This window comes from Actinomyces procaprae (assembly GCF_004798665.1).
GTDB lineage: Bacteria > Actinomycetota > Actinomycetes > Actinomycetales > Actinomycetaceae > Actinomyces > Actinomyces procaprae.
The window spans coordinates 145,499-170,808 of record NZ_CP039292.1 but is presented as its reverse complement, the minus strand read 5'-3'; the positions used below and the strand labels follow the sequence as shown (position 1 = coordinate 170,808).

Annotated in this window: 17 protein-coding genes and 1 riboswitch; of the genes, 8 read left to right on the top strand and 9 right to left on the bottom strand. The window is 70.6% G+C overall.

What is annotated here, in order from left to right:
• Positions 1-9 precede the first annotated feature (9 nt).
• The gene (locus tag E4J16_RS00675; RefSeq protein WP_136312960.1) at positions 10-726 is read right to left on the bottom strand and encodes a methionine ABC transporter permease; all 717 of its coding nucleotides are present in this window, start codon (positions 724-726) and stop codon (positions 10-12) included.
• Positions 723-1,811, bottom strand: a complete 1,089-nt coding sequence (locus E4J16_RS00670) for a methionine ABC transporter ATP-binding protein (protein WP_420809317.1) — start codon at positions 1,809-1,811, stop codon at positions 723-725. Before E4J16_RS00670 ends, E4J16_RS00675 begins: the two co-directional genes overlap by 4 nt.
• Positions 1,805-1,895, bottom strand: a riboswitch (SAM riboswitch). Its footprint overlaps the gene before it by 7 nt.
• A 1,458-nt stretch (positions 1,896-3,353) precedes the next feature.
• On the opposite strand from E4J16_RS00670, the gene E4J16_RS00660 reads away from it, so the two are divergent.
• On the top strand, positions 3,354-4,541 hold the full coding sequence (locus tag E4J16_RS00660) for an alpha/beta hydrolase (RefSeq protein ID WP_136314514.1): 1,188 nt from the start codon (positions 3,354-3,356) through the stop codon (positions 4,539-4,541).
• Positions 4,542-4,588: 47 nt separating this feature from the next.
• Here E4J16_RS00660 and E4J16_RS00655 read toward each other — a convergent pair whose 3' ends face one another.
• Both E4J16_RS00655 and E4J16_RS00650 read right to left on the bottom strand, forming a co-directional pair.
• Complete coding sequence (locus E4J16_RS00655) at positions 4,589-5,242, bottom strand: low molecular weight protein-tyrosine-phosphatase (protein ID WP_338028864.1); 654 nt, start codon at positions 5,240-5,242, stop codon at positions 4,589-4,591.
• A 937-nt stretch (positions 5,243-6,179) separates the two neighbouring features.
• Complete coding sequence (locus E4J16_RS00650; protein ID WP_136312958.1) at positions 6,180-7,127, bottom strand: hypothetical protein; 948 nt, start codon at positions 7,125-7,127, stop codon at positions 6,180-6,182.
• Between the two features lie 465 nt (positions 7,128-7,592).
• On the opposite strand from E4J16_RS00650, the gene E4J16_RS00645 reads away from it, so the two are divergent.
• Both E4J16_RS00645 and E4J16_RS00640 read left to right on the top strand, forming a co-directional pair.
• Positions 7,593-8,042: a flavodoxin gene (locus E4J16_RS00645; protein ID WP_275669595.1), complete on the top strand. Its 450-nt coding sequence runs from the start codon at positions 7,593-7,595 to the stop codon at positions 8,040-8,042.
• A 29-nt stretch (positions 8,043-8,071) separates the two neighbouring features.
• Positions 8,072-9,466 (top strand): ferric reductase-like transmembrane domain-containing protein, encoded by a 1,395-nt coding sequence (locus E4J16_RS00640; RefSeq protein WP_136312956.1) that lies wholly within the window; start codon positions 8,072-8,074, stop codon positions 9,464-9,466.
• Positions 9,467-9,745: 279 nt separating this feature from the next.
• On the opposite strand, the gene E4J16_RS00635 is transcribed toward E4J16_RS00640, so the two are convergent.
• Positions 9,746-10,768, bottom strand: coding sequence for a LacI family DNA-binding transcriptional regulator (locus E4J16_RS00635; protein ID WP_136312955.1), 1,023 nt, complete (start codon positions 10,766-10,768; stop codon positions 9,746-9,748).
• 298 nt (positions 10,769-11,066) lie between these two features.
• Here E4J16_RS00635 and E4J16_RS00630 point away from each other — a divergent pair, with 298 nt between their 5' ends.
• Together E4J16_RS00630 and E4J16_RS00625 are read left to right on the top strand one after the other, a co-directional pair.
• On the top strand, positions 11,067-14,249 hold the full coding sequence (locus E4J16_RS00630; protein WP_136312954.1) for a glycoside hydrolase family 2 TIM barrel-domain containing protein: 3,183 nt from the start codon (positions 11,067-11,069) through the stop codon (positions 14,247-14,249).
• Positions 14,249-15,682: an MFS transporter gene (locus tag E4J16_RS00625; protein ID WP_136312953.1), complete on the top strand. Its 1,434-nt coding sequence runs from the start codon at positions 14,249-14,251 to the stop codon at positions 15,680-15,682. Before E4J16_RS00630 ends, E4J16_RS00625 begins: the two co-directional genes overlap by 1 nt.
• A gap of 1,247 nt (positions 15,683-16,929) precedes the next feature.
• Here E4J16_RS00625 and E4J16_RS00620 read toward each other — a convergent pair.
• Positions 16,930-17,325 (bottom strand): very short patch repair endonuclease, encoded by a 396-nt coding sequence (locus tag E4J16_RS00620; protein ID WP_240038195.1) that lies wholly within the window; start codon positions 17,323-17,325, stop codon positions 16,930-16,932.
• Between the two features lie 303 nt (positions 17,326-17,628).
• Between E4J16_RS00620 and E4J16_RS00615 the strand changes: the two genes are divergently transcribed.
• The 3 genes from E4J16_RS00615 to E4J16_RS00605 all read left to right on the top strand — a co-directional run bounded on the left by E4J16_RS00615 (position 17,629) and on the right by E4J16_RS00605 (position 20,538).
• The gene (locus E4J16_RS00615; RefSeq protein WP_136194312.1) at positions 17,629-18,360 is read left to right on the top strand and encodes a hypothetical protein; all 732 of its coding nucleotides are present in this window, start codon (positions 17,629-17,631) and stop codon (positions 18,358-18,360) included.
• Positions 18,361-18,715: 355 nt separating this feature from the next.
• Positions 18,716-19,627 carry a fructose bisphosphate aldolase gene (locus E4J16_RS00610; RefSeq protein ID WP_136312951.1) on the top strand — a complete coding sequence of 304 codons (912 nt, stop codon included), beginning with the start codon at positions 18,716-18,718 and terminating at the stop codon, positions 19,625-19,627.
• A gap of 26 nt (positions 19,628-19,653) precedes the next feature.
• A complete protein-coding gene (locus tag E4J16_RS00605) occupies positions 19,654-20,538 on the top strand; it encodes a fructosamine kinase family protein (protein ID WP_136312950.1) in 885 nt (294 codons plus the stop codon).
• Positions 20,539-20,561: 23 nt separating this feature from the next.
• Here the strand turns inward: E4J16_RS00605 and E4J16_RS00600 are convergent, their stop codons facing one another.
• From E4J16_RS00600 to E4J16_RS00590, 3 genes are all read right to left on the bottom strand, one after another.
• Positions 20,562-21,431 (bottom strand): DUF5926 family protein, encoded by an 870-nt coding sequence (locus E4J16_RS00600; RefSeq protein WP_136194309.1) that lies wholly within the window; start codon positions 21,429-21,431, stop codon positions 20,562-20,564.
• A gap of 147 nt (positions 21,432-21,578) precedes the next feature.
• Entirely contained in the window at positions 21,579-23,264 is a 1,686-nt protein-coding gene (locus tag E4J16_RS00595) for a DUF5129 domain-containing protein (protein WP_136312949.1), read from the bottom strand.
• A 26-nt stretch (positions 23,265-23,290) separates the two neighbouring features.
• The gene (locus E4J16_RS00590) at positions 23,291-24,928 is read right to left on the bottom strand and encodes a DUF5129 domain-containing protein (RefSeq protein WP_136312948.1); all 1,638 of its coding nucleotides are present in this window, start codon (positions 24,926-24,928) and stop codon (positions 23,291-23,293) included.
• Positions 24,929-25,310: the final 382 nt, after the last annotated feature.

Below are 25,310 nucleotides of genomic sequence, written 5' to 3'. Positions count from 1 at the left end.
GGTCGAGGCTCAGCGGTGGTCGACCAGCCGGCTGAGCATGTCGCCACACACCTGGATGACGGCGACCACGAGCACGATGAGGACGACGACGATCACCATGACGTCGGAGGCGTTCTGCCGGTAGCCGTACTGGATGGCCAGGTCGCCCAGGCCGCCGCCGCCCACGGTCCCGGCCATGGCGGTGTAGCCGAGCAGGGTGATCAGGGTGACCGTGGCCGACTGGATGAGGGTGGGCAGGGCCTCACGGACCAGCACGCCCCAGGTGATCTGGCGGCCGGAGGCGCCCATCATGAGGGCCGCCTCGACCTTGCCGTGGTCGACGTCGTTGATCGCGGTCTCGACCAGGCGCGCGTAGAAGGGGATGGCGCCGATCGTCAGGGGCACACAGGCCGCCCCCCAGCCCAGGGAGGTGCCCACGAGCATGCGGGTGAAGGGGATCAGCGCCACCATCAGGATGATGAATGGCATGGAGCGCCCGAGGTTGACGATCTGGGACAGCACCTCGTAGACGGCCCGGTTGGCGTGCTGCCCGCGCTTGCCGGTGCTGACCAGGGCCAGGCCCAGCAGCATGCCGAGGATGATGGTCAGCGCCCCGGACACGCCCAGCATCTGGAAGGTCTCCAGGGTGGCCGGGCCGAGCTTGCGCTGGATGGCGGGGTTGTTGAACCAGGTGTCGTCGCCCCTGGCGGCCAGGGCGAGGACTCCGGAACCGATCAGCGTGTTCATGCGCGCACCTCCGCGGTAACGCCCGCTTCGCGCAGGGCGGTGAGCGTGCCCGGCGCCTGTTCGGCGCGGACAGTGAGGGCCAGGCGCCCGACCTGGGCCGAGCCGAGGGTCTCGAACAGGCCGCCGGCGACGTCGGCGCCCTGCTCGGCGGCGAGCGCCAGCACTTGGGCCGCCGCGGGCTGCCCGTGCCGGGCGGTGAGGGCGACGTCGATGACCAGATCGCCGTCGTCGAGCGCCCCCTCGGGGATCTCCGGGGTGGGGACGAGCTCGTGGGACAGCCGGGAGTCGACGTCGGAGACGACCGCCTCGATCGGGCCGGACTCGACGACGCGGCCCGCATCAAGCAGGCTGACGGAGTCGCAGATCTGGCGGACCACGCTCATCTCGTGAGTGATGATGACGACGGTGACGCCGAGCCGGTCGCGCACGTCCCGGATGAGCCCGAGGATCTGGCGGGTGGTCTCCGGGTCCAGGGCGCTGGTGGGCTCGTCGCACAGCAGGACGGCGGGCTGATCCGCGAGCGCCCGGGCGATGCCGACCCGCTGCTTCTGGCCGCCGGAGAGCTGGGAGGGGTAGGAGGAGCCGCGGTCGGCCAGGCCCACCAGGTCCAGCATGCGGGCGACGGTGTCGTGCCTCTGGCCGCTGGGCACGCCGGCCAGTGCCAGCGGGTAGGCGACGTTCTGGGCGGTGGTGCGCGAGTCCAGCAGGTTGGCGTGCTGGAAGACCATGCCGATGGCGCGGCGGGCCTCGCGCAGGTCGCGGGCGGACAGGTCGGTCATGTTCTTGCCCGCCACGCGCACCTCCCCGAAGGTGGGGCGCTCAAGGCTGGTCAGGCAGCGCACCAGCGTTGACTTGCCGGCGCCGGAGGTGCCGACGATGCCGTGAATGGAGCCGGCGTGCACGTCCAGGGTGACGCCGTCCAGGGCGCGCACCGTGTTGCCGCCCGGGAGCTTGTAGACCTTGTGGACATCGCGCAGGGAGATCATGGGCTCCGGCGTCTGGGCACCGGACGCCACGCCGTCCGCGCCCGGCCGCCCGGGGCCCGGTGCATCGGATGCAGGTAGCTGCGTCACGTGATCCTCCATCGGTCCTGGCGGTAGCACCCTCACCGCGAACGGGGGTTGCTGCAACGTCGACGAGCCAGGTCTCTCGGTTGCTCTGGATGGTCGGCGCCTACGTTAGGCGGGAAGCGGCGCCCGGAGCAAGCCGGTCGCCGAAAACGACGCGCGCATCACTACACCGAGATCGGTAGATCTTACGTACCGAGGTCGGTAGATCTTACGTACCGAGGTCGGTAGATCTTACGTACCGAGGTCGGTAGATCTTACGTACCGAGGTCGGTAGATCTTACGTACCGAGGTCGGTCGATACCGGACTGTTCCGGTTGGAGGTGTGGCGGTGGGGTGGCTGCCCACGCACTTGCTGGTGCGCCTGCGGCGGTGGCGGCGCCAGGGCCGCGAACGCGTGCGGGTGGCAGGAGGCGTCTCGCGCCGCCGCCAAGCGGGCCGTCCTCACCCTGGCGGCAGTGGACCGGGGCGTGCGGGACACCAGTATGGAACTCATGAGCCTGACCCATGTGGCGGCAGCGCTGGGGTGTCTTGGCACACTGTCAGCATCCGTGCCCGGAGGCTCCAGACAACAGCCACTACACCCCCGGGGACCGGATAAGCCGGCTGCCGGCGCGAGCGTGGCACCTTAGGCCGCGGCGTCGGCATGAGTGCGCGCTTCTGCCCGGTGGAGATGAGCGCGTGCCTCTGCCCGGTGGAGCGTAGGGGGCGGCGACACCGCACGACCCCGGTGCTTCTGCACGGCCCCGGTGCTTCTGCACGACCTTGGTGTGTGTTGCACGACCACCCCGGGGTCGTGCAACACACACCAAGGTCGTGGAACACGGCCCCAGGTCGTGCAGAACATAGGAGCAGCGCAAGCGGCACCGCCACCGACACCATCGCCGAGCCCGAACCCGAGCCCCCGTCGGCGTCCGAACCCGAGCCCCCGTCGGCGTCCGAGGCTGAGTCCGAGGCTGAGGCTGAGTCCGAGGCTGAGGCTGAGTCCGAGGCTGAGGCTGAGTCCGAGGCTGACTTCGAGGCCATGGACGTCGGCGAGCAGACCATCACCAACCACCCCAAGCCGGCAACCACCGGCACCAGATACAACGCCCCCAACAAACCCCGAGGCCCGACAGCCACCGGCACGAACGTGGCGCATCAGACCGGTATGTCTCAACCTGAGGGACCCGATGAACAGCACCGGAACACCACGCCTAACTAGTCCGCCACCAACCCCGCGCCCGCAAGCGGGTCCAACCACCACGCACATCGCGTCTACTACGCCACTTCGGGGTTAACAACGCCAGTTAACCGTCTGCTGAAGGGCTCCGGGCCATACAGCAGAGCGTTAAGTAGCGTTGTTAACGCCCTACCGGCGCAGCAGACACCCCAGCCCACTCACGCACCCGCCCCCCGGACCACGGCTCCCGACCAGCCCGTGAACACCCCACTCCCAAACCGGAAGCGCTGGTTACCACGACCGAGGTCGGTTGAGGTTGCGCATCGACCCCGACACCGGTGACCCGTCATGACCGGCCGCTACGACGATGCCCGTGACAGGATGCAGCCATGGCACCCATGAACGCGACGCCCCCAGCCCCGCAGCCGCCGTCGGAACCGGCCGACCGCGCCTCCTCCACCGCGGTGCCGCCCGCGCCGCTGGTGACCGATATCCTGGGTGAACCCTGGGTGGCCCGCACAATCCCGGTGACCGAGTCCCCCGCCGCGCCGGGGGCGGACCACGCCGTGCTGGTGCATCAGCGCCGGGCCGCGCCGACGCCGGGGCCGGACGGGCAAGTGAGCGGACCCCGGCACGCGCGTGCCGTCCTGTACCTGCACGGGCGCAACGACTACTTCTTCCAGACGTGGCTGGCCGGCGCGTTCCTCGCCGCCGGCTTTGAGTTCTACGCCTTGGAGCTGCGCGCCTGCGGCCGGGCGGGCGTGGGCTACCGGTCTCCGCACGATGTGCGCGACCTGCGCGTGCACGATGAGGAGATCACCAAGGCCCTGCGGATCATCCGCGAGGAGCACGGGCACAGCGACGTCGTGCTGAACGGGCACTCCACCGGCGGCCTGCAGGCGGTGATCTGGGCGGCCGATCACCCCGGGTCGGTCGAGGCCGTGACCCTGAACTCCCCGTGGCTGCAGCTGAACTCCTCCGCGCTGGTGCGATCCTACGGCTCGGCCCTCATCGACCTGCTCTCTCGCCGTGCCCCCGACCGCATTATCGATAACCCGAGTGAGAAGAAGGAGCTTGCGCCCACCGGCGGGGATTCCGGAGCGTCCGCGGCGGGCTCCGCGCCCGGCGCTCAGGGCTACGACGCCGCCACCGCCATCCCGGTCGACGCCGATCCCGGCCCGGTTGAGGTCGACGTGTACGCCCGCACTCTGCACCGGCGGTGGGGCGGCGAGTGGGACTGGGACCTGTCGCTTAAGCCGTCGCCGTCGTTCCCCGTGCGGGCGGGCTTCCTGGCTGGGATTCGGCGGCTGCAGCGGGAGGTGCGCCACGGCCTGGGCATCGGCGTGCCGGTGCTGGTGTGCTGCTCGACGGCGTCGGGCGGGCCGGACGTCTCGCGCGAGGAGGCGCTGCGCTGCGACACGGTGCTGTCGGTGGAGCAGATCGTGGAGCGCTCCAGGTTCCTGGGCGAGGACGTGACCGTGGTGCAGATCCCCGGCGGGGTGCACGACCTGGCGTTGTCCCCCTCGCGGGCGCGTGCGGACTACCTGTCCACGGTCACCGGGTGGCTGGTCCAGCGGCTGGGTTGAGCGCTGAGCTGACGACTCGGGGCTGACGACTCTGCGTTCGGCGCCGGTCACCGTGTGCCGGAGGCGCCTACCAGCTTTGCGAGTCCGGGGGCCAGGGCGTCGCTGACGCGCTCGACGACGTCGAGGGTGTCCATGAAGTCGGCCATGGTGCCGTACCAGGGGTCGGGCACGTCGAGACTCGGCGAGGGAGCGGATGCGGTGGCGGCGTCCGGGGCGTCGGGATCGAACTCGCGGAACATGCGGATGCGCGCGGGATCGACGTTGAGGCGCTCGGCGCGGCGTGTCAGGGCACGGTGGTGCGCGGCGGTCATGGCGAGGACGAGGTCGGCGCGGCGCAGCTCGGCGTCGCTGATGCGGTGGGCGGCGTGCGTGCCGATGACGGCGGCGACGGCGAGGGAGGCGGCGTCGGTCCCGGTGCCGTAGCCGGCTTCGGCGAGGACTAGGCGGGCGCGCGGGTCCATGGGGTTGCCGGCCTCCTCGTCGGAGACGCCCGCCGAGGTGACGGCGACTGCGCCCGGGCCGACGGCGGGGACGTCGGCGGCTGCGAGCCGGTCCACGAGTACCGCGTGGGCCATGGCGGAGCGGCAGATGTTGCCGGTGCACACCATGACGACGCCGTATGGCCCGGACGGATCGCGGGGTGCGGGAGGGCGCGGCGCGGGCGAGCCGGTGTTGGCGGTGGAGCCTGGGCGTGCGTTCATGGCAGGAGCCTGACCGACTCGGGGCGGGGTTTCAAGCCGAGGCGGAGCCAGCGACGTTGAGGCCTTTCGCGGCTCTTCTGGTTTGTGGGTGTGGTGTCTCGGGCTGCGGCAGGAGTGCTGACGATGTCCTGGGGCATGGCATGGGGTGGGGTGGCGTGGGGTGGGGTGTTTGGTGCGCCGGTTGGGCGTTAACAACGCTACTTAACGGTCTGCTGTATACCTCTGGGGCCTTCAGCAGACGGTTAACTGGCGTTGTTAACGCCGAAGTGGCGTTGCAGACGGCGAAGTGGCGTTCCAGATGAACCCGCTCCCGGGCGCCGGAGCCGTCGGCAGCCAGGTGCAGCCAGGCCTGGCGTTCTGGCGTGGTGAGCCGGCGCCGTGGAGGTTCAACCCGCGTCCTCGAGCACTCCGCCCGGCCGCGGCGAAGACGACCTCGCCGGCCCGAGCACGCCCTCGCCGGTCCGAGCACGACCTCGCCGGCCCGACGACGTCCTCGGCGGCGCGAAAACGTCCTTGTGCGCCCGACAACGACCCGCGCTGGTCGAACACGTCCTCATAAGCCCGAAACCCTCCCGAACGTGGAGGGTTTGGGGATGAAGAGGACGTTCTCGGCAAACCAGCACCCACCGAGCACGACCCCCTGAGCCCGAACACGACCCCGCCAGCCCGACATCGACCTCATCCGCCCCCGAGAACGTCCCCGCCAGCCCCACACCGACCTCACCACCCCAACCACGACCACCGCGAACACCGCAACCCGGACCAAAGCCACCACGCCGGAAGCACCACACCCTCAAACCGCAAGAGCCCCTTTGGCTCTTCGCGTTTGCGGCTGTGGTGGCTCAGGCCCGCGGGTGGTCGTGCTCGGGTGTACGAGGTCATTTTCGGCGCCCTGTTCGATGCGAGCCACGGCCCCGGCACGCCGTCCTCACGGAACTCAGCGCGGCCGCCCCACCGGCATGATCACAGAAGACCCCAGCGCAAAGGGGAAGCCCGGACGCAGCAGGCACTCCACGACCGGCTGCGCCATTTCCGTCAGCCGCTCAAGCTCCAGTCCCTGCGCCCCCTGAGCACCTCCCCCACCCAGCAGGCTCTGGTAAGGGACGTCCAGGTCCAGCAGGGTCATGTTGTCTGCGTGCTTGGCACGGGCCCAGGCGCCGTCGCTCATGTCCAGCAGGGTGCCCAGGTGGAAGTGCATCACCTGACGGGAGTCCACTTCGCTGGGCACGGACAGCAGGTGGTGCGCCTCCGGGTCCCGCGGCGCACGCAGCGTGAACAGCAGGATCGCCCCGTCACGCGCCGCCCGCAGCATCAGGCGGCCGATGTGAACGGAGAAGCCGACGACGTCCAAGCCACTCCCCGCCCCCATGGCCTCCTCCACCGGCAGTGCCTTGGACAGGCGGATGGCGACGCCGTCGCCCGGGTCATTGATGGCGCGGCGCCCCGACGGCGTGGCCGCGCGCAACCGCAGCACCGGGCCGTCGTCGGACTGCGGGGCCGCGGGCAGCAGCGTGGCGGTCTCCACCAGCTCCTGCCAGCCGCCGGGCGCGACTGCTGGGCCCGGCTCGGTCTGCACGTGACCCAGACCCAGGATCGAGGCGAAGTCGACGTCGTCGACCGGGCGGTGCCAGGTGATATCCGTGCCGTCGTGCCACAGGGGCAGGATGTCGTTGAACGGCATCCCGAAGCGCACGTGCTCGGGCGCCGGCGGTGCCACATGACGGCCGTGCGAGCGTTCCCGCGGCCGGGACCGGCCCGGAATCTCGGCGCTGGAAACCGTATCCGGTCGGCGCCCCGGGAAGGGAGTCCAGGGTTCTGACCTCCCACTCTCCGGGAGTCCCCGTGGCGCGGCCTGGTCCCGCTTGCCCCCGAAGTACTCGCTCATGGGGCCAGCCTAAGACGCCGACGTCGAAAAGGCGCTGTCGCGACGCGGCCCCTGCGTATTCAGCAGAACTGCCTCCACGCGACGCTTAACCGCGCGACTCATGCAAGTCATCCAGGCCCTCACCGGACCTCCCTGACCGGGCCGGCCCTCAATAGTCTTCATGCGTAGGCCTTCTGGCCCTGGGCATTCCTACAACACCACCGGGGAGTGATTCCATGTCCCAGCGCGCCCGCATCGTCGCACTCGTTAGCGCCCTCGCCGTGGTCGTGGCCGCCGTCGTCGGCTATGAGCTGGCAGTAAGGCCCTCGGCGACGACGTCTACGTCCGCATCGCGCTCGGCGGCCCCGGCGGCGCCCTCCGAGCGGCCGACCGCCGACGCCGAGAACACCCCGGCGGGCGACAGCTCGATCCTGGTCGTCTACTTCTCCCGCATTCTCCCGCACCGAGGGCGTCTACGGGGGCGACCTGACGGTCGGCAACACGGCCCGCATTGCCCAGATGGTCCAGGACCGCACCGGTGCCGACTCCTACGAGATCGTCCCGCTCGCGGACTACCCGAGTGACTACCAGGAGACCACCGAGGTCGCCCAGGAGGAGCTCGACGCCGACGCCCGACCCGAGATCCGCGACCCGCTGCCGGACGTGTCCGGCTACGACACGGTGTTCGTCGGCGCACCCATATGGTGGGGCGAGTACCCGATGGTGGTGCGCACCTTCCTGGACGCCGTCGACCTGAACGGCAAGACCGTCATCCCCTTCACCACCCACGAGGGCTCCGGCCTGGGCAACACCCAACAGCAGCTTGAGGCCCAGTACCCGCAGGCCACCGTGCTGGACGGCCTGGCGGTGCGGGGAAGTCAGGCGGCCGACGCCCAGCCGGATGTGGATGCGTGGCTCGAGGGCCTGGGCCTGTGAGCCGTCGGGCCGCGCGCCCCGCTGCCGCGATGACACCGCCGCGGCAGGAGGATGGCGCGCCGAAACGGACACGGCCGCGCGGTCGGCGGGGACGGCGCGACGCGCTGCGCCCACCGTCCTGGTGGGCCGCCTGGGCAGTCAGCCTGGCGGCGCCGACGCCGCTCATCCTCCTGCTCAACACGCAGCTGCTGGCGCCCACCCGGGACCTGGTCCTGTACGACTGCGGCGTGGCCGCCTACACGTGGTGGCTGGTTTCGGTCGCTCTCAGCACACGGCCGACGGCCCTGGACCGGCGCATCGGGCTGCCGGCGCTCTACCAGTTGCACGGGGTGCTCGGCGTGCTCGCCCTGCTGCTCGCCTCCGCCCACGTACTCAACCTGTTCACCATGCACCCGATCATCTACTGGTCGGGGCGAGTCGCCTGGTATCTGGCCATCTTCGGCGTCGTATACGCGGCATTGCTCATGAGCGGCTGGCTGGTGGATCGCCTGCCCCGCGCGGCGGCCGTGAAAAGGTGGCTCGGGCGTTTCCTCACCCATGAGGCCTCGGTGTGGATCCACCGGCTCAACTTCGTGATGATCGGCCTGGTGGTGCTGCACGTCCACGTCATTCCGCGTGTCAGCGCCGCGACCGGATTCGTCATCGCCCTCGACCTGTACACCCTCACCGCACTGGCCGTATACCTGTGGGGCAAGCTGATCGCGCCGGCTGCGCCGGGTCGGCGGGGCACCGTCGTCGCCAACACCGCCCTGAACGACACCACCCGCCAGGTGGTGATCGCGCCGGCGGCGGGCGCGACGGCGTACGAGCCCGGCGACTTCTGCTTCGTCACCTTCCACACCCCCGGACTGCCCGCCCAGGCCCACCCCTTCTCGGTGACCTTCGCCCCGGAGTACGCCCGGGCCTCGGCGGCCGCGGAGAGTCCGACGACCACAAGCCCCGCGCCCCTGGTCCTGACGATCCGGGAGGCGGGCGACTTCACCTCCCAACTGTCGCGGCTGCCGGTCGGCGCCGACGTCACGCTCGAGGGCCCCTTCGGCCGTTTCAACCGGGTCATCGCCGCCGAGGGTCGTCCCCTGGTCCTGCTGGGAATGGGCACCGGCATCGCGCCCTTGGTGGGACTCGCCCAGGCCTACGCCGCCTCCCGCCGGGTGATGGTGCTGCACGCCGTCTCCCGCCCGGAGGACCTGTACTACGACGACGTGCTTAGCTCCCTGGCCCGGCGCCACCCCACCCTCCACTACAACCATCACAGGCATCGCTACACGCGCGCCGACCTCGCCGCGCTCCTCGACGCCGATCTGCTCGCCCACGGGCGCTTCGTCGTCGTCGGCCCCGCACCGGCGGTACTGGCGATGCGGCACACGCTCCGGGCGTTGGGAGTGCCCGCCCGGCATCTGCTCGACGAGCGGTTGACCATGTGACACCGGGATCAGCGCGTCTCGGAGCGCGCGGCCGCGCACCCGAGGTCACGCCAATGCCAGAATCGTCGTCGCCAACATCGTCGGCCCCTACCCCACGTACCCGAGACTGGACCCCTGCGCCCCCGTTGGACCCCCGTTCCCCCGTTGGACCCCTGAGCTCCCGTTGGACCGCCGTAGCCACGGGTTACAGCGGTCCAACGGGAAGTGAGCGGTCCAACGGGGCGTGAGCGGTCCAAGTAGAGCCCGGCGGTCCAAGCGCAGTGGGGCCAGATCCGGGGCTCAGCGGGCCGGCGGGGCGGTAGAGCCGCGTACCACCAGTTCGGTGGGGATGATGATGCGCCGCCTGCCGTCCTGCACGCCGTGAGCGACCTGCTCCAGCACCAGGTTGACCATCTCCACGCCGGCCCGGTGGAAGTCCTGGCGGATCGTCGTCAGCGGCGGGAAGCAGTACTCGGCCAGCGCCAGCCCGTCGAAGCCGACCACGGAGACGTCCTCGGGAACGCGCCGCCCCTCCTCGTGCAGCGCCCGCACCAGGCCGATGGCGACCTCGTCGTTGGCACAGAAGACCGCGGTGACCTCCGGGTCCGCAGCCAGTCTCCGGCCCGCGGCGTAGCCGGCGGCCGCGTCCCAGTCTCCGGGGACGGCCTCGGGAACCTCCCGCCCGGCCTCCTCCAGGCAGGCCGCCCAGGCGGCCGAGCGGATCAGTGCCGACTGGGAGTCGGCCGGGCCGGTGATGTGGTGCACGGTGCGGTGCCCGAGCTGAAGCAGATGCCCCACTGCGGCACGCACGCCCCCGACCTGGTCGGCCGATGCCGAGGGGTAGTACCCCACCAGCGCCGAGTCGGACACCGCCACCGGCATCCCGGCCGGCAGCACCAGGTGCTCGGGCCCGGCCCGACCGGCCTGGACGACGACGAGCCCGTCCACCGCCTGTGCGGTCAGCCGGTGCACGGCCGTACCCATGTCCTCCGACTGGGGCCGGTCCACCTGCACCATTGAGACCGTGTAGCCGGCGTCCCAGGCAGCCTGCAGCACGCCGTCGGTGGTCTGGGCCTCGCCGGTGCGCAGGATCTGCTGCGTGAGCACGCCGATCGCCTTGAAGCTGCCGCTGCGCAGCGCCTGGGCGGCACGGTTGGGCGTGTAGCCGAGCTGTTGCATGGCCTGGAGCACCTTGTCCCGGGTGGCCGGGCGCACGTTGGTGGCTCCGGCGGACACGCGCGAGACGGTCTGCGAGGACACTCCGGCCAGCCGGGCAACGTCCGCGACCGAGGGTGCACCTCTACCGCGTCGTGTCCCAGTCATCTTGGTGAGCCTAGCAGCCCGCCCGGGCAGGAGCGCGAGCCCACCCCACCCGCACAGTAATGATAACGTCGCCACGAAGAACACACCTCCTTCGTCTCTTATTTTCCTCATCACACTGTCCATTTGGGTTGTCGGGTGTTCCACACCCGCCCACTTGTATGTTAACGTCGACATTGACGGGGCGCCAGGGCAGTGTTGCCCGACTCCACGGCACCCCGCCCCGACGGCGTCCGCGGACGCCGTGAAGGCATCAACCCAGGCGAGCCCGCCCGGCCCGCCGCACACAGGAGAGTCAGCGATGATCCTTCCCGGGCACCACGAGAACCTCGACGTCCTGCACGAGGGCGTCCTGCCCCCACGCGCCTACTACATTCCCGCCTCCGCCCCCGCGAGCACCGCACCCTGGCAGCGGGAGACCTCCGACCGCTTCGACCTGCTCAACGGCGACTGGGCCTTCGCCTACTACCCGGGCCCCTACGCCGTCCCCGACGGCTTCTGGGATCCCGACGCCCCCACCACCGGCCTGGACCGCATACCGGTCCCCTCCAGCTGGCAGCACCGCGGCTACGACCGTCACCAGTACACCAACTTCCGCTACCCCATCCCCCTCGACCCACCCTTCGTCCCACAGGACAACCCCTGCGGCACCTACCTGCTCGACTTCGAGCACACCGCCCCGGCCGCCGCCCCACTCACCCACCTGGTGTTCGAGGGCGTCGACTCCTGCTTCTACGTGTGGCTCAACGGCCGCTACCTCGGCTACAGCCAGGTGGCCCACGCCACCAGCGAGTTCGATGTCACCGACTTCCTGATCCCCGGCACCAACCGGCTGGCCGTGCTCGTGCTCAAGTGGTGTGACGGCACCTACCTGGAGGACCAGGACAAGTTCCGCACCAGCGGCATCTTCCGCGACGTCTACCTGCTGGACCGCCCCGCCGCGCACCTGCGCGACTACGCGGTCACCACCGCACTGGGCGACGACGCCGCCGCCGTCACCGTCCGCGGCGCCTTCCACGCCGCCCCCGTCCCCACCCGCCTGCAGCTGTGCGACGCCGCCGGCGCCGTCGTCGCCACGGCGGAGCTGGAACCGCGGCAGGAGGCTCCGACGCCGGACGCCGCAGTCACGGCGGACGACGCCGACGCCGGCTCCCACTACACCCACACCGCCGTCCTGCACGTCGCCTCCCCGCACCTGTGGAGCGCGGAGGACCCCTACCTGTACACCCTGCACCTGGCCACCCCCGGGGAGGTCATCACCGAGCAGGTCGGCCTGCGCGAGGTCACCACCGCGGACGCCGTCCTATACGTCAACGGCGCCCCCGTCACCCTGCGCGGCGTGAACCGGCACGAGTCCGACCCGGTCACCGGGCCGGTGATCGGCGTCGAGCACATGCTGCGCGACCTGCGCCTGATGAAGCAGCACAACATCAACGCGGTGCGTACCGCCCACTACCCCAACGACCCGCGCTTCTACCAGCTGTGCGACGCCTACGGGTTCTTCGTCATGTCCGAGGCGGACGTCGAGTCCCACGGCACGCAGGTGCGCGTCCTGGCCGACTCCTCCTGGGAGAGCCAGGTGGAGCACTGGAACGAGCCCATCGCCGACAACCCCGAGTGGACCGAGCCCACCCTGGACCGGGTGCGCGCCATGGTCGAGCGGGAGAAGAACCGTCCCAGCGTCATCTCCTGGTCGGCCGGCAACGAGTGCGCCTACGGGTGCACCTTCGAGGCGGCGCTGGCCTGGATCAAGGCCGCCGACCCCACCCGCGTCACCCACTACGAAAGCGCCTTCTACCGCGACTCCAAGCGCACCTACGACTACTCCGGCATCGACCTGTACGGGCGCATGTACCCGGGGCTGGACGAGGTGCACGCCTACCTGGACGCGAACCCGGACAAGCCCTTCCTGCTGGTGGAGTACTGCCACGCCATGGGCAACGGCCCCGGCGACCTGGAGGAGTACTGGGAGCTGATCCTCGCCGAGCCGCGCATGTGCGGCGGCTTCGTGTGGGAGTGGTGCGACCACGCCATCCGCGCCGGGACCGCCGACGACGGACGCCCCGTCTACCTGTACGGCGGGGACAGCGGCGAGGAGCTGCACGACGGGAACTTCTGCGTGGACGGGCTGGTATCCCCCGACCGCGTCCCCCACACCGGACTGCTGGAGCTGAAGAACGTGCAGCGGCCCGCGCGCGTGACCGGCTTCGACGCCGACGCCGGCACCCTCACGCTGCGCAACGACCTGGACGCGACCGACCTGGCCGACTACCTGGAGGTCCGCTACGAGGTGCGGCGCGACGGCGTCGTCGTCGACTCGGGCGACCTGCCGCTGCCGGGCTCGGTGCCGCCGCACACCGCCGTCACCATCCCCTGCGCCGCGAAGGCGCCCGCGTCCGGCCGCTGCCACCTGCTGGTCTCCTACCGGCTCAAGACCGCGGTGCCGCTGCTGGAGGCCGGGCACGAGCTGGGCTTCGACGAGGTGCCGCTGCCCACCGCCCACCCGCGCCACCACGTACTGGACCGGCTGGCCGCGCTGTCCGGTGCGGCGTCGTCGCGCACGACGGCGATCCGCCCCACTTTGACGACGGCGGGCCCGACCGGACTGGTGGTGGCCGGAGAGTCCTTCAACTACGAGTTCGACGCCCGCACCGGCCTGCCCAGCCGGCTCATCGTGGGCGGACGCAACCTACTGACCCGGCCCATGGAGGTCAACACCTGGCGCGCCCCCACGGACAACGACGCCGAGGTGCGCAAGCAGTGGGAGACCGCCCAGTACCACCGCACCACCACCCGCACCTACCGGATGGACGCCGAGGAGCGGGGCGACGCCGTCGTCGTGCACGTGGAGGCATCGGTCGGTGCGCCCGCGGTGCAGCCGGTGCTGCGGGCCGCGGGCACCTGGACCATCGCCCCCACCGGGCTGCTCGAGCTCGAGGCGCGGGTCATGCTCGACCCGGCCTTCCCGCCGCTGCCGCGCCTGGGGCTGCGCCTGTTCCTGCCGCCGTCCATGACGACGGTCGCCTACCACGGGCTCGGCCCGCACGAGAGCTACGTGGACAAGCATCGCGCCTCCTACCACGGCGCCTTCCGCACCGACGTCGACGGCCTGCACGTGCCCTACCTGCGCCCGCAGGAGGGCGGCAGCCGCGCCGACTGCGACTACGTGACTGTCGGCGACGACGCCGTCTGCCTGACCGCAGCCGGCCTCCAGCCACTGTCCTTCAACGCCTCCAGGTACACCCAGGAGGAGCTCACCCGCGCCCGTCACGATGTGGAGCTGCGGCCCTGCGATGCCACGGTGCTGTGCCTTGACTGGGCCATGGCCGGCATCGGCTCGGCCTCCTGCGGCCCCGCCCTGCGGGACGTCTACCGGGTGGACCCGTCACGCCTGACGGACCTCAGCATTCACCTCTTCCTCCTTCCATCCACCACCCGCGGCGAATCGGCGCTCGCGGGTACGACTCACAGTGAGGTCAACTGATGCAAGAGAAGAAGTACCTCAAGTGGTACAACAAGGTCGGTTACGGCTCCGGTGACGTGGCCGGGAACGTGGTGTACGCGCTGCTGTCCGCGTTCGTCATGATCTACCTGACCGACACCGCCGGTCTGAACCCCGGCGTGATCGGCACGCTCATGATGCTGTCGAAGTTCTTCGACGGCTTCTCCGACATCCTCTTCGGCACCCTGCTGGACCGCACTCGCACCCGCATGGGCAAGGCCCGCCCCTGGATGCTGTGGGGATTCGTGGGCTGCACGCTGATGATCATCGCCGTCTTCGCCATCCCGCCCAGCCTGGGCGAGACCGCCAAGTACGCCTGGTTCTTCATCGCCTACACGCTGCTGAACTCGGTGTTCTACACGGCCAACAACATCGCCTACTCCTCGCTGACTGCGCTGATCACCAAGAACAGCGCCGAACGGGTGCAGATGGGCTCCATCCGGTTCATGTTCGCCTTCGGCACGAGCCTGCTGATTCAGACCTTCACCGTTAAGGGCGTGGAGCTGCTGGGCGGCGGGGCCGAGGGTTGGCGGACCATCGCCATCATCTACGCGCTGATCGGCCTGGCAGTGAACACGCTGTCGGTGATGTCCGTGCGGGAGCTGTCCCCCGAGGAGCTGGCCGACCGCTCCGACATGCCCGCCGAGGACGCCGAGCGCGCCGCGGCCGCTGACGCCAGTGGGGCCGACGCCGAGAAGCTCCCGTTCAAGGAGTCCATGCAGCTGCTGCTGGCCAACAAGTACTACCTGATCATCCTGGTGGTGTTCCTGATGACGCAGATCTTCACCGCCACGCTGAACATGGGCATCTACTTCATGACCTACATCCTGGGCGATGCGAACCTGCTGGGCGTATTCGCCTGGGCGATCAACATTCCACTTATCGTCGGCCTGCTGGTGACCCCCTGGGTGGTGTCCCGGGTGGGCGGCATGTACCGGGTGAATATCGTCGGCTACATCATCGCCGTCCTCGGCCGGCTGGGAGTGGTGGCTGCGGCGTACGCGGGCAGCCTGCCACTGATGCTGATCTGCTCCGGGATCGCCTCCATCGGCATGAGCCCACTGCAGGGCACCGTCAACGCGCTGATCGCGGAGGCCTCCGAGCACACCTTCCTGCGCTCGGGCAAGCGGATCGATGGGCTGATGTTCTCCTGCACCTCACTGGGCGTGAAGGTAGGCGGTGGCCTGGGCACGGCGCTGGCGGGCTGGCTGCTGGCCGCGAGCGGCTACATCGCCAACGCCCCCGTGCAGCCTGAGTCGGCCATCAACATGCTGTACTTCATGTACCTGTGGATCCCGGCGATCGTCAACGGCATCATCCTGTTCCTGCTCTCGCGCCTGGATGTGGAGCGTTCCAACGACCGGCTGCGCGCCGGCGGCGACGAGGCGCGCGCGCAGACGACCGCGGCGCGCTAACCCGGCGGGCGCAGCGGCAGCAACCGCGGCGCGCAAACCCGGCGGGCGCAGCGGCGGCAACCGCGGCGGGCACGGCGGGCGGGCACCACGTGTGTCCGCCCGTCCGCCGTGCCCGCCCGCCCGTCGCCATGCCCACAGCCCCCGCACGCCCTTCACCGCTCTTCGCGTTTGCGGGTGTGGTGGTTCGGGCCCGCGGGTGGTCGTGCTCGGGTGTCCGAGGTCGTTTTCGGGCTGGCGAGGACGTTTTGGTGCTCTTCCGGTTTGGGGGCGTGGTGGGTGTGGCTGGGCGCGGGTGTGGGTGGCTGGGCGCGGGTGTGGGTGGTGTTGGTGTTGGGTGGTTGGCGGGTGGCTAGGGTCCGGTCGGGTGCCTACTCCCGGGGACAGCGCTCGCTCAGCCATCTTGCCGCTCCGGCAGGACAGCGAGTTTTGCCCGGTATCTCAACGTTCTTGACCTTGAGCTGAAGGAGCCCCAACGGCTCCGGCGTGCGCCGCAGGGGTCGGCGCACGCCGGAGCCGAGCACCCCGTTCACCGGCTGAGGTGTTTTCCGCATGATTCCGCCAAGTCTCTGAAAGAGCGCCACGACTGAGCGTGCGGCGCGCGCACGCCGGGCCCACCCGCGCCGAATCTGGACACCCCGCTACGCCGTGTTGTGCGAGTCGTTTGCGCTGGTGGGGCGGTGCCGGCGATGTGGGTGCCTCCGGGCGGGCTGGCCCGTGTGCTCGGTGAGGATTGTTGTGCGCAGTCGAGCGTCCAGGGCCGTTCCCGCGGTGCCGGGCGCCTGGTTGTCGGCAGCCGAAGGGGGCGGGCGGGGTCTTGTGCCGCCCCGTTGGACCGCTCACGCCCCCGTTGGACCGCCCACTCCCCGTTGGACCGCTCACGCGCGGTTGGACCGCTGTAACCAGCGGCTACGGCGGTCCAACGGGGGCACAGCGGTCCAACGGGGGCACAAGCGGTCCAACTGGCAGGCTCAACGGCCACGCACGCAGACGCCCGACCGCACACCGCCACCCAAGCACCCACATAACAGGGCCGACGGCCCACACCCCGGATCGGCCCGCCACAACAACCCCACACCCCCAAACCGGAAGTGCACGTTTTTGCCGGTCAGAGGACGCGTAGAGCCGGCGGGGACTCCCTCGAGCCGACGCCAGGCCCGCCGTGGTTCAGCGCGCGCAAGCCTGATGGAGCGTTGGCGTAGACAGGCGCGTAGTACCGCGGCATGGGGCATGCGGTACTGGACGTGCCCTTATGCAGGGCCAACCAGCCGCGCAACTACCTGTGCGAATGCCGTGTCGATCGGCTCGTGCTCCCACACGCGCACAACATCCCAGCCCAGCGCCGCAAGCTTTTCATCGGTGTCCCTGTCCCGGGCCTGGTTACGCGCGATCTTCCACTTCCACCAGTCCGGGTTCCTCGTCGGCGGAACGCAGTGCTGCGGGCACCCGTGCCAGAAGCAGCCGTCGACCTGAACCGCCACCTTTTGCCTGGTGAAGGCAATGTCCACCTTTCTTCGTGGTAGCCCCGGAACCACATACTGCACCCGGCATCTGAAGCCGGCTCGCCACAACGCGCGGCGCAGCGCGACCTCTGGCGCCGTGTCGCGACTGGGCAGCGCCGCATAGCGCGGCGCGCTAACCGCCACGCTTGTTGACCTTTCACGGCCCGGTTCCGGAGCGTGCAACGCGTCCGGGACAGCGGGCTCACCGCCATCGCTTTTTCCTACCCTGCTGGCCTCAGCCATACCGGCTTCCCTCCCGACACGAGACGATTCGGTCGGCCTGCCCGCCATGGTAGCTCGCCACACGCCGCGCAAGGCGCTTCAGGCGTGCTGAGACACTGCCCGCAGCAGGGCAACCGGACCGGAGGCCGGCGGGCACACGCCCGAGCACCCGACACCCCGGCGCGCCTCACCACGATCCCGCATCGAGAACATAACATTCACGTCATGACCGCCCTGACGCTATCGGCACAGCAGGACCTCGAACTCCGCTTCCGATCCGTGACAGCACGCGACTTGCTTGCCACCGGAGTGCGTGTGCTGCGCCAAGGCGGCCTGTCTGAGACCAATCGCGACTCCGTCACCACCACACTCGCCGTCGGACTCGGGCGTCTGTATGAACTCGCCCTGGGGCTTCACGCCCTGAACACCCGAGGACGGTGGGAGACGCCGACCACCGATGCAAGCGACTCCCGCCCGGACCTGCTGTCCATGCACGACGCCGTATTCGACTCCCTCAGCCTCTCCTCGTCCAGCCCCAGCCAGGAGGTCGCCGTATGGCTGGGCCGGATCAGCACCGACCCGGTCGTGCCCGGGCTGGTGGAGGCACTGGCACCGCACTGGGCGGCGGCGTGCGGAGCCCCGAACGGCGCCGACGGCGCCCCCACCGCATGGGGCGACATCGAGCAGGTGGCACAGCAAGACCTGGGCGACTACGAGCTGAACATCCTGGGCGGCCCGAATGGCGAGCCGGCCGAGTACATGGCATGGAGGCGGTCAGTGCAGGCATCCCGCGGTGACTCCCGGCGGGATTGTGGCGAGCGACTCGCCGGCACGGTGGAGACCATCTGGTTCACCCTGGGATTCTGCGGGAGGGAAGGCATACTCGGGCAGCCCGGGAGGGTCTTCGCCGCGGAGGTGCTGCCCACCGCGCGCGCCGCATCGGTCGCGGCCGCCTGAGCAGACCTCGCACAACAGCCCCCAGCACGGACCGAGCAGTATTTCGGGACGCGCGGTCACCCTCGCATTCCCCCCACACGAACACACACCGAGCCGTATTTCGGGGGCGCGCGGTCACCCTCACATTCCCCCATACGAGCACGGACCGGGCCGTATTTCGGGGCGCGCGGTCACCCTCGCATTCCCTCGGACGGCGGACATCTACGCAGCCGCGCCCACCGCGCAGCCCACCCCGCCACCCCCTTTATATGAGAACCGTTCTCACATATAATGGTTTGTGCCCGAGCTGGCACAGCCGCCAACGCCGCGACAACGTCGTCCCGAGCACCCGCACAATCCAGCCAGGAGGCACGCCATGTCCACCCAACCGCGTACCGAACGAAGCAACCAGCAGATGGAACGGATCCGCCACGGCGCCGGCTTCATCGCCGCCCTCGACCAGTCCGGCGGATCCACCCCGCGCGCCCTGAAGGCCTACGGCATCGAACCCAACGCGTGGAGCAGCGAGGAGGAGATGTTCGACCTGGTCCACGCCATGCGCACCCGCGTCATGACCAGCCCCGCCTTCACCTCTGAGCGCATCCTCGCCGCCATCCTGTTCGAGCGCACCCTCGACTCGGAGGTCGACGCCCGCCCCACCGCCGACTACCTGTGGGACGTCAAGGGCATCGTGCCCTTCCTGAAGGTGGACAAGGGCCTGGCCGAGGAGGCTCACGGCGCCCGCACCATGAAGCCCATCCCGGACCTGGAGGACACGCTGGCCAAAGCCGTGAACAAGCATGTCTTCGGCACGAAGATGCGCTCGGTCATCCTGCACGCCGACACCCAGGGCGTCGCCGCCGTCGTCGACCAGCAGTTCGAGATCGCGAACCAGATCCTCGACGCCGGGCTCACCCCCATCATCGAGCCCGAGGTGGACATCCACGCCCCGGACAAGACCGGCATCGAGCTGCTCCTGCTGGCATCCCTCAACGCCCACCTGGATGACCTGCCTGACGGCCGCGACGTCGTGCTGAAGCTGACCATCCCCTCGGTCACGGACTTCTACCACGCGCTCATGCGCCACCCGCGCGTCGCCCGCGTGGCGGCCCTGTCCGGCGGCTACACCCGCGCCGAGGCGAACCGTCGCCTGGCCCGCAACCGGGGCCTGATCGCCAGCTTCTCCCGCGCCCTGCTGGAGGGCCTGGACGCCTCACAGACCCAGGCGGAGTTCGACGCCGCCCTGGAGGCCTCGATCGCCGAGGTCTACCGGGCCTCAACCACCTGAGCACGGCCGCGTGGGATGCTGGGCGGGTGCACGCTCACCGGCCCACCATCCGCAAGCAGGACGATCTGCCCGGCGCCACCCGCCTGGAGGCGCAGGGACTGGCCTGGCTCGGCCGGGCCATGGCCGACGGCGGCGCCTGCGTCGTCCCGGCACGCGTCGGCGACGGCTGGATCGAGGAGCCGCGGCTCACCGATTCTCGGGTGACGCCGGCGGCGGCGGAGGCCTTCGGGCGGGCGCTGGCCGTCACCCACGCCGCCGGGGCGCCGGCCTTCGGGTGCGCCCCGCCCGGCTGGGACGGGCACACCCAGATGGGCCGCAGCGATATCCGCCTGCGCCCGCACGCGGTCGACTCCGGAACGCCGCGCCGCTGGGGCGAGTTCTACGCCGCGGACCGCATCGCCCCCTACATCCGCCCGGGACGGGATGCGGGCACGCTCTCCGCCGCCGACGCCGCCGTCCTGGAGCGGGTCTGCCAGCGCCTGGCCGACGGCGAATTCGACTCCGCCCAGCCCCGCCTCACCCGCCACGCCGCCGCCGCGCGGGGCGACGCCGTCGCCGTCGCGCGCACGCACGGCGACCTGTGGACCGGCAACGTCCTGTGGGTGCCGACGGCGGAAGTCGCCGACTGGGCTCCCGCCGGCGCGGACCATGGGGCGGGCGGAACCGTGGGCGTGCTGATCGACCCGCTCGCCCAGGGTGCGCACGCGGAGACAGACCTGGCGGCCCTGGGCGTGTTCGGGCAGCCGTATCTGGAGCGGATCGTGGCCGGCTACCACGAGGCCTCACCGCTGGCGGATGGCTGGCGCGAGCGCGTGGGACTGCACCAGCTGCACCTGCTGATGATCCACGTGTTCCTGTTCGGGGGCGGCTACGGGCCGCAGGCGGTGGCGGTGGCCCGCCGCTACGCCTGAGGCCGACGCCGCGCGCCTAACACTTACAGGTTCACCTGACGGGAGATGATGCCGGCCTTGGCCCGGCGGGCCTCGGCGTCGAGCGGGCCGTCCTCGGCGAGGGCGGCCTCCAGCCGCTGCGCCATGGCACGCATGGGCTCGGTGAGCTCCTCGGCCTCGGTGCCGGGCACCAGCTCCCACACGGGGATGGCCAGGCCGCAGGCGCGGAAGGCCCCGAGGAAACGGGCCCCCTCCTCCAGGTCGGATGCGCGGGCGGCGTGGATGCGGGCGAAGGCGTTGAAGAAGGCGTCCTCATCCTCGCCACGCACCCAGCGGACGAACTCCTTGCCGTTCATGCGGCACCAGTAGGCGTTCTCAACGCCGGGCACCGGCACGGTCGGGGCGATCTCGCTCTTGGCATCCTCCACGATCTGCGCCGCCTCGGGCTGCTCCGCCTGCTCGGCGGTGAGCCAGAAGTCAAAGGACTCGTGCACCCGGATGCGCGCGGTGTCATCGGGATCGAGGATGTCCTGGAGGCGCTCGCCCGGCTCGGGCAGGCCGCTGGCCGGCAGGCCGGTTCCCGGTTCGAGGTCGAGGGCGTCCAGCAGGGCGGCAGCCACGTCACGGCTGGCATCCCCGGAGTGCACGGTGGTCTGCATGGCCACGAGCACCTGACCGTCAGCGCGCTTGAGGGAGCGGGCCAGCTCCGGCAGGAGCGTGACCAGCTGGACCTCCTGGCCGCCGTGGTCGGCGTTCAGGCGCACCGTCAGGGATGCGGCGGGGATGATCTGCATCATCGCCACCAGGTCCTGCTCGGCCGCAAGCCCCTCGAAGGGTCGGGCCACGAAGGGGATCTGCTGCTTCTTGGCGGCCTTGCGGTCGTCGCGACGCCGCTGGCGGTTCTTCTTCGACATGCGCGCCAGCCTACCGGGTGGGACCGGCAACGACCGCCCGACCCCTGCGGGCCGCGGCAACCGCCTACGGCAGGCGCCGCGCCCGCACCAGAGGCGGCCGGCTCCACGCGCGCCCTCCCGGCCGGCCGCGCAGCACCGTCGTCGGCCTCAGAAGCGGGAGCTGGAGCCGGAACCCGAGAAGCCGCCGCCGTAGCCGCTTGAGGAGCCGGACCAGCCGCCGGAGGCGGACCCGGCCGCGGGCGAGGCGATTTCGCTGTAACCGGTGACCAGGGCGCCGACGGGACGGAAGAACAGCGGCGCCGCGCCGGCGCTCGGCGTGCCCGCTCCCGGCGAGTGCTGATCGGCGCCGTACAGGCCCGCGGTCGGCACGCCCCGCCCGCGCACAACCGACTCGTACAGGCCCGGGGCCTCCAGGCCCACTGACTTGGAGTTGATGCGGATGGTGGTGGCCGGGTCGTAGTAGTGGCGCTCGCTGCGCGCCGAGCTGGACCACCAGCCCTGGTATTCGGCGCCCCCGTCGGCGTACTTGCCTCGCGCATAGTCCTGCTCATAGCGGGCCAGCCGCTCGCGCCCCTGCTTGGAGGTGTCGGCGGCCAGTGCCCGCCGGGCCAGGTCGTCGCAGCGGTAGTGGACGTCCACGGCGATCGCATCGAGCTCGTCCAGGGCCGCCGACGGCGTCAGCGCCCCGGAGGCCAAGTCGCTCGTCATTCCCGCCAGCCGGTTGCGCCGCTCCTGGACCACGGCCCGGTCCGGCCCGACGTCGAAGCTCACCTTGGCCCGCAGCGTGCTGAAGGCCACGGAGGCGCACAGGGCGGCGTAGGAGCCGAGGTCCTCGTGCACCGGGCCCAGCTCGTTCTCCCACGCCTTCTCCCAACCTGGGCCCAGGGTGAGGAAGGCGGAGGCCGCGGCGATGACGTCGTCGAGCCGGTCCAGTTCCTCCGCCCTGCCCTCCAGCTCCGCGGCATCCGTGAAGCAGCGCAAGGTGAACCACTGGGCGCCACGGGGCTCACCGAACTCGCGGAACCGCCGCACCAGCTGCATGTACCGCTCCTCGAACCAGGCGAAGCGGGCCAGCACCTGGGCGCCGTAGGCGTCGGCGGCGGGGACGGCGCCGGCACGGATCTGGGTGGCGTCGTAGTCCGCGGTTACCTGGGCGAAGTACCGCCGGGCCCGCCGCTGGGAGCCGCGCGCCGCGTAGCGGCAGAAGAAGACCAGCCCGAGCAGGGCGAGGGCGGCGGCGATGCTCAGGCAGGTCACGACTACCGCCGCCCGCGCCGAGGCGATGGGCTTGCCGAGCGAGTCGGCGGTGCGCCGGGCCATGGCCTCCAGGCCGGCCTCCCACTGCGCCGTGCGGAAGGAGCCCCTGGCGGCGTCCTGGATCCTCCCCTCGGTGTACTTGCCGACCTTGACGTCCTCACCGAAGTAGCAGCCGACCCAGCGCCCCTGCGGGGACACTGCGAGGATCACCAGGCCGTCGGCCCAGTAGTCGGGGTCTGTGGTGGAGATCCAGGACGGCTGCCGATTCAGCGCGTAGTCGAGGACGGCGTCGTTGAGGACAGTGTCGACCTCGGAATCCGGGTCGACGTCGTCGGTGGTGAACACGGCCAGGCGGATGTCCCGCCGGAAGCCGATGCCCTCCAGGGAGGACCGGAGGACCTCGTCGTCGACCACCGCGGCCTCATCATGGATCTCGACCGCCGGGGCGTGCGTGGCGCCGAACGGCGCCACGATGTACAGCGGAATCACCAGGCCAAGCGCAACGACGGCCAAGCACTTGACCGCGAGCGATACCACCGCGCGCAGGCCGCCCCAGCGGACCATCAGATCGGACACGGATACCCCCAGTAATGCCGGCCCGCTCAGAAGCGGGAGGAAGAGCCGGAGCCGTGGAAACTACTGCCGCCACTGATACCACCACCGCTGAAGTGGCTGGAGGAGCCGGACCCGGAGAAGTCACCCCCGCTCGATGAAGGGGGCGTGTAGGTGGACGCCTTGCTGTAGCCGGTGACCAGGCCGGCAACCGGGCTGGAGAACCCCGGCATCGGGCCGGTGCCGGAGGCGAACAGGCCCGGGGCACGCAGGCCCGCCGACTTGGAGTTGACGCGAATTGTGGTGGCGGGGTTGTACTGCACACGGCCGCTGCGGGAAGTGGACCACCAGCCCTGGTAGTCGGAGCCACCGCTGCGGTAGGCGTCCGCCCGGCGCGCACGCTCGTAGCGGTTGAGCCGTTCCTGGCCCAGGCTCGAGGTGTCCGCCTCCAGGGCGCGCCGGGCCAGGCTCTCGCAGCGGTGATGCACGTCCGCGGCGATCACGTCGAGCTCACTCAGGGCGGCCGACGGCGTGATCCTGCGCAGTACCAGCTCGAAGGTCATCGCTGCGAGCCGGTCTTCACGGCTCCGGATCCAGGCGCGGTCGGCCTCGACGTCGAAGCTCACGTGGGCGAGCCGGGTGCTTTCGGCAACGGAGGTGCACAGGTCCGTGTAGGAGGCGAGGTCTTCACGCACCGGCCCCTTCTCGTTCTCCCAGGCCTTGTCCCAGCCGGGGCCGAGGGTGAGGAAGGCGGAGGCGGCGGCGATGACGTCGTCGACCTTGTCCAACTCCTTGGCGCTGACGGCCAGCACCTGGGCGCGCCGCCGCTGGCCGCCCATGAACCACTGGGCGCCGCGCGGGGAGCCGAAGTCGCCGAAGAGGCGCGCCAGTCCCGCATAGCGCTCCTCGAACCAGGCGAAGCGGGCCAGCACCTGGGCTCCGTGGGCGTCGTCGGCGGGGATGGTGCCGGCACGGATCTGGGTGGCGTCGTAGTCGGTGGTGATCCGGGTGAAGTGACGGCGTGCCTGCGTGTAGGCGTCGCGCGCCTCGTGGCGGGACCAGAACATCCACGCCAGCAGTACAAGGGCGGCGGCCAGGCTCATGAACGCCACGAACACCGTCATCTCCGTGGACGCTATGGGCCTGCCGAGCGAGTCGGCGGTGCGCTGCGCCATGGTCTGCAAGCCGACGTCCCAGCGCCCCACGCGGAAGGAGCCCTTCGCGGCGTCCTGGATCTGCTGCTGAGTGCGCAGGTCCACCTTGACGTCCTCACCGAAGTAGCAGCCGACCCAGCGCCCCTGCGGAGATACGGCGAGGATCACCAGGCCGTCGGCCCAGTAGTCGGGGTCTGTGGTGGAGATCCAGGACGGCTGCCGATTCAGCGCGTAGTCGAGGACGGCGTCGTTGAAGACGTTGTCGGACTTGGCGTAGGGGTCGACGTCGTCGGTGGTGAACACGGCCAGGCGGATGTCCCGCCGGAAGCCGATGCCCTCCAGGGAGGACCGGAGGGCCTCGTCGTCGACCACCTCGGCCTCATCATGGATCTCGACCGCCGGGGCGTGCGTGGCGCCGAACGGGTCCAGGGCGAGCAGCGGTACCACGAGAGCCAGCACGATGACGATCAGAATCTTGACAGCAAGGGCCGCGACGGCGCGCAGGCCGCCCCAGCGGACAATCAGATCGGACACGGGCACCTCCGGAGCATTCTTGCAGAACAGTAACGGCTCGGGCGCGGCCGGGGCCATGGGGAGCGCTGCCCGCGCCGCGACAGGGGCAGGCGGCGGGAGGGACGGGACGGCGCCGGACGGCCGAACTTCCCCGCGTTTTCCAAGGTCTGTCGGGGGCGAGCGTTCAGGTGGGACGAGTTATATGAGTTCTGCCGCCGGACGGTGCGGGTCGCGAGGGTTGGGGAGCCCGCTGACCGACCCACCACCGAGGACAGGCCGGGTATATGGGAGCCCGTGCAGGTCCGCTCCGGCGAAGGAGGCGAGAGCCCCCGGGGATGGGAACCCCGGGGAGGCTCCCCTCGACGCCACGGGCCGGTGGGGCCGGGAGAGACAACCCGGCCCC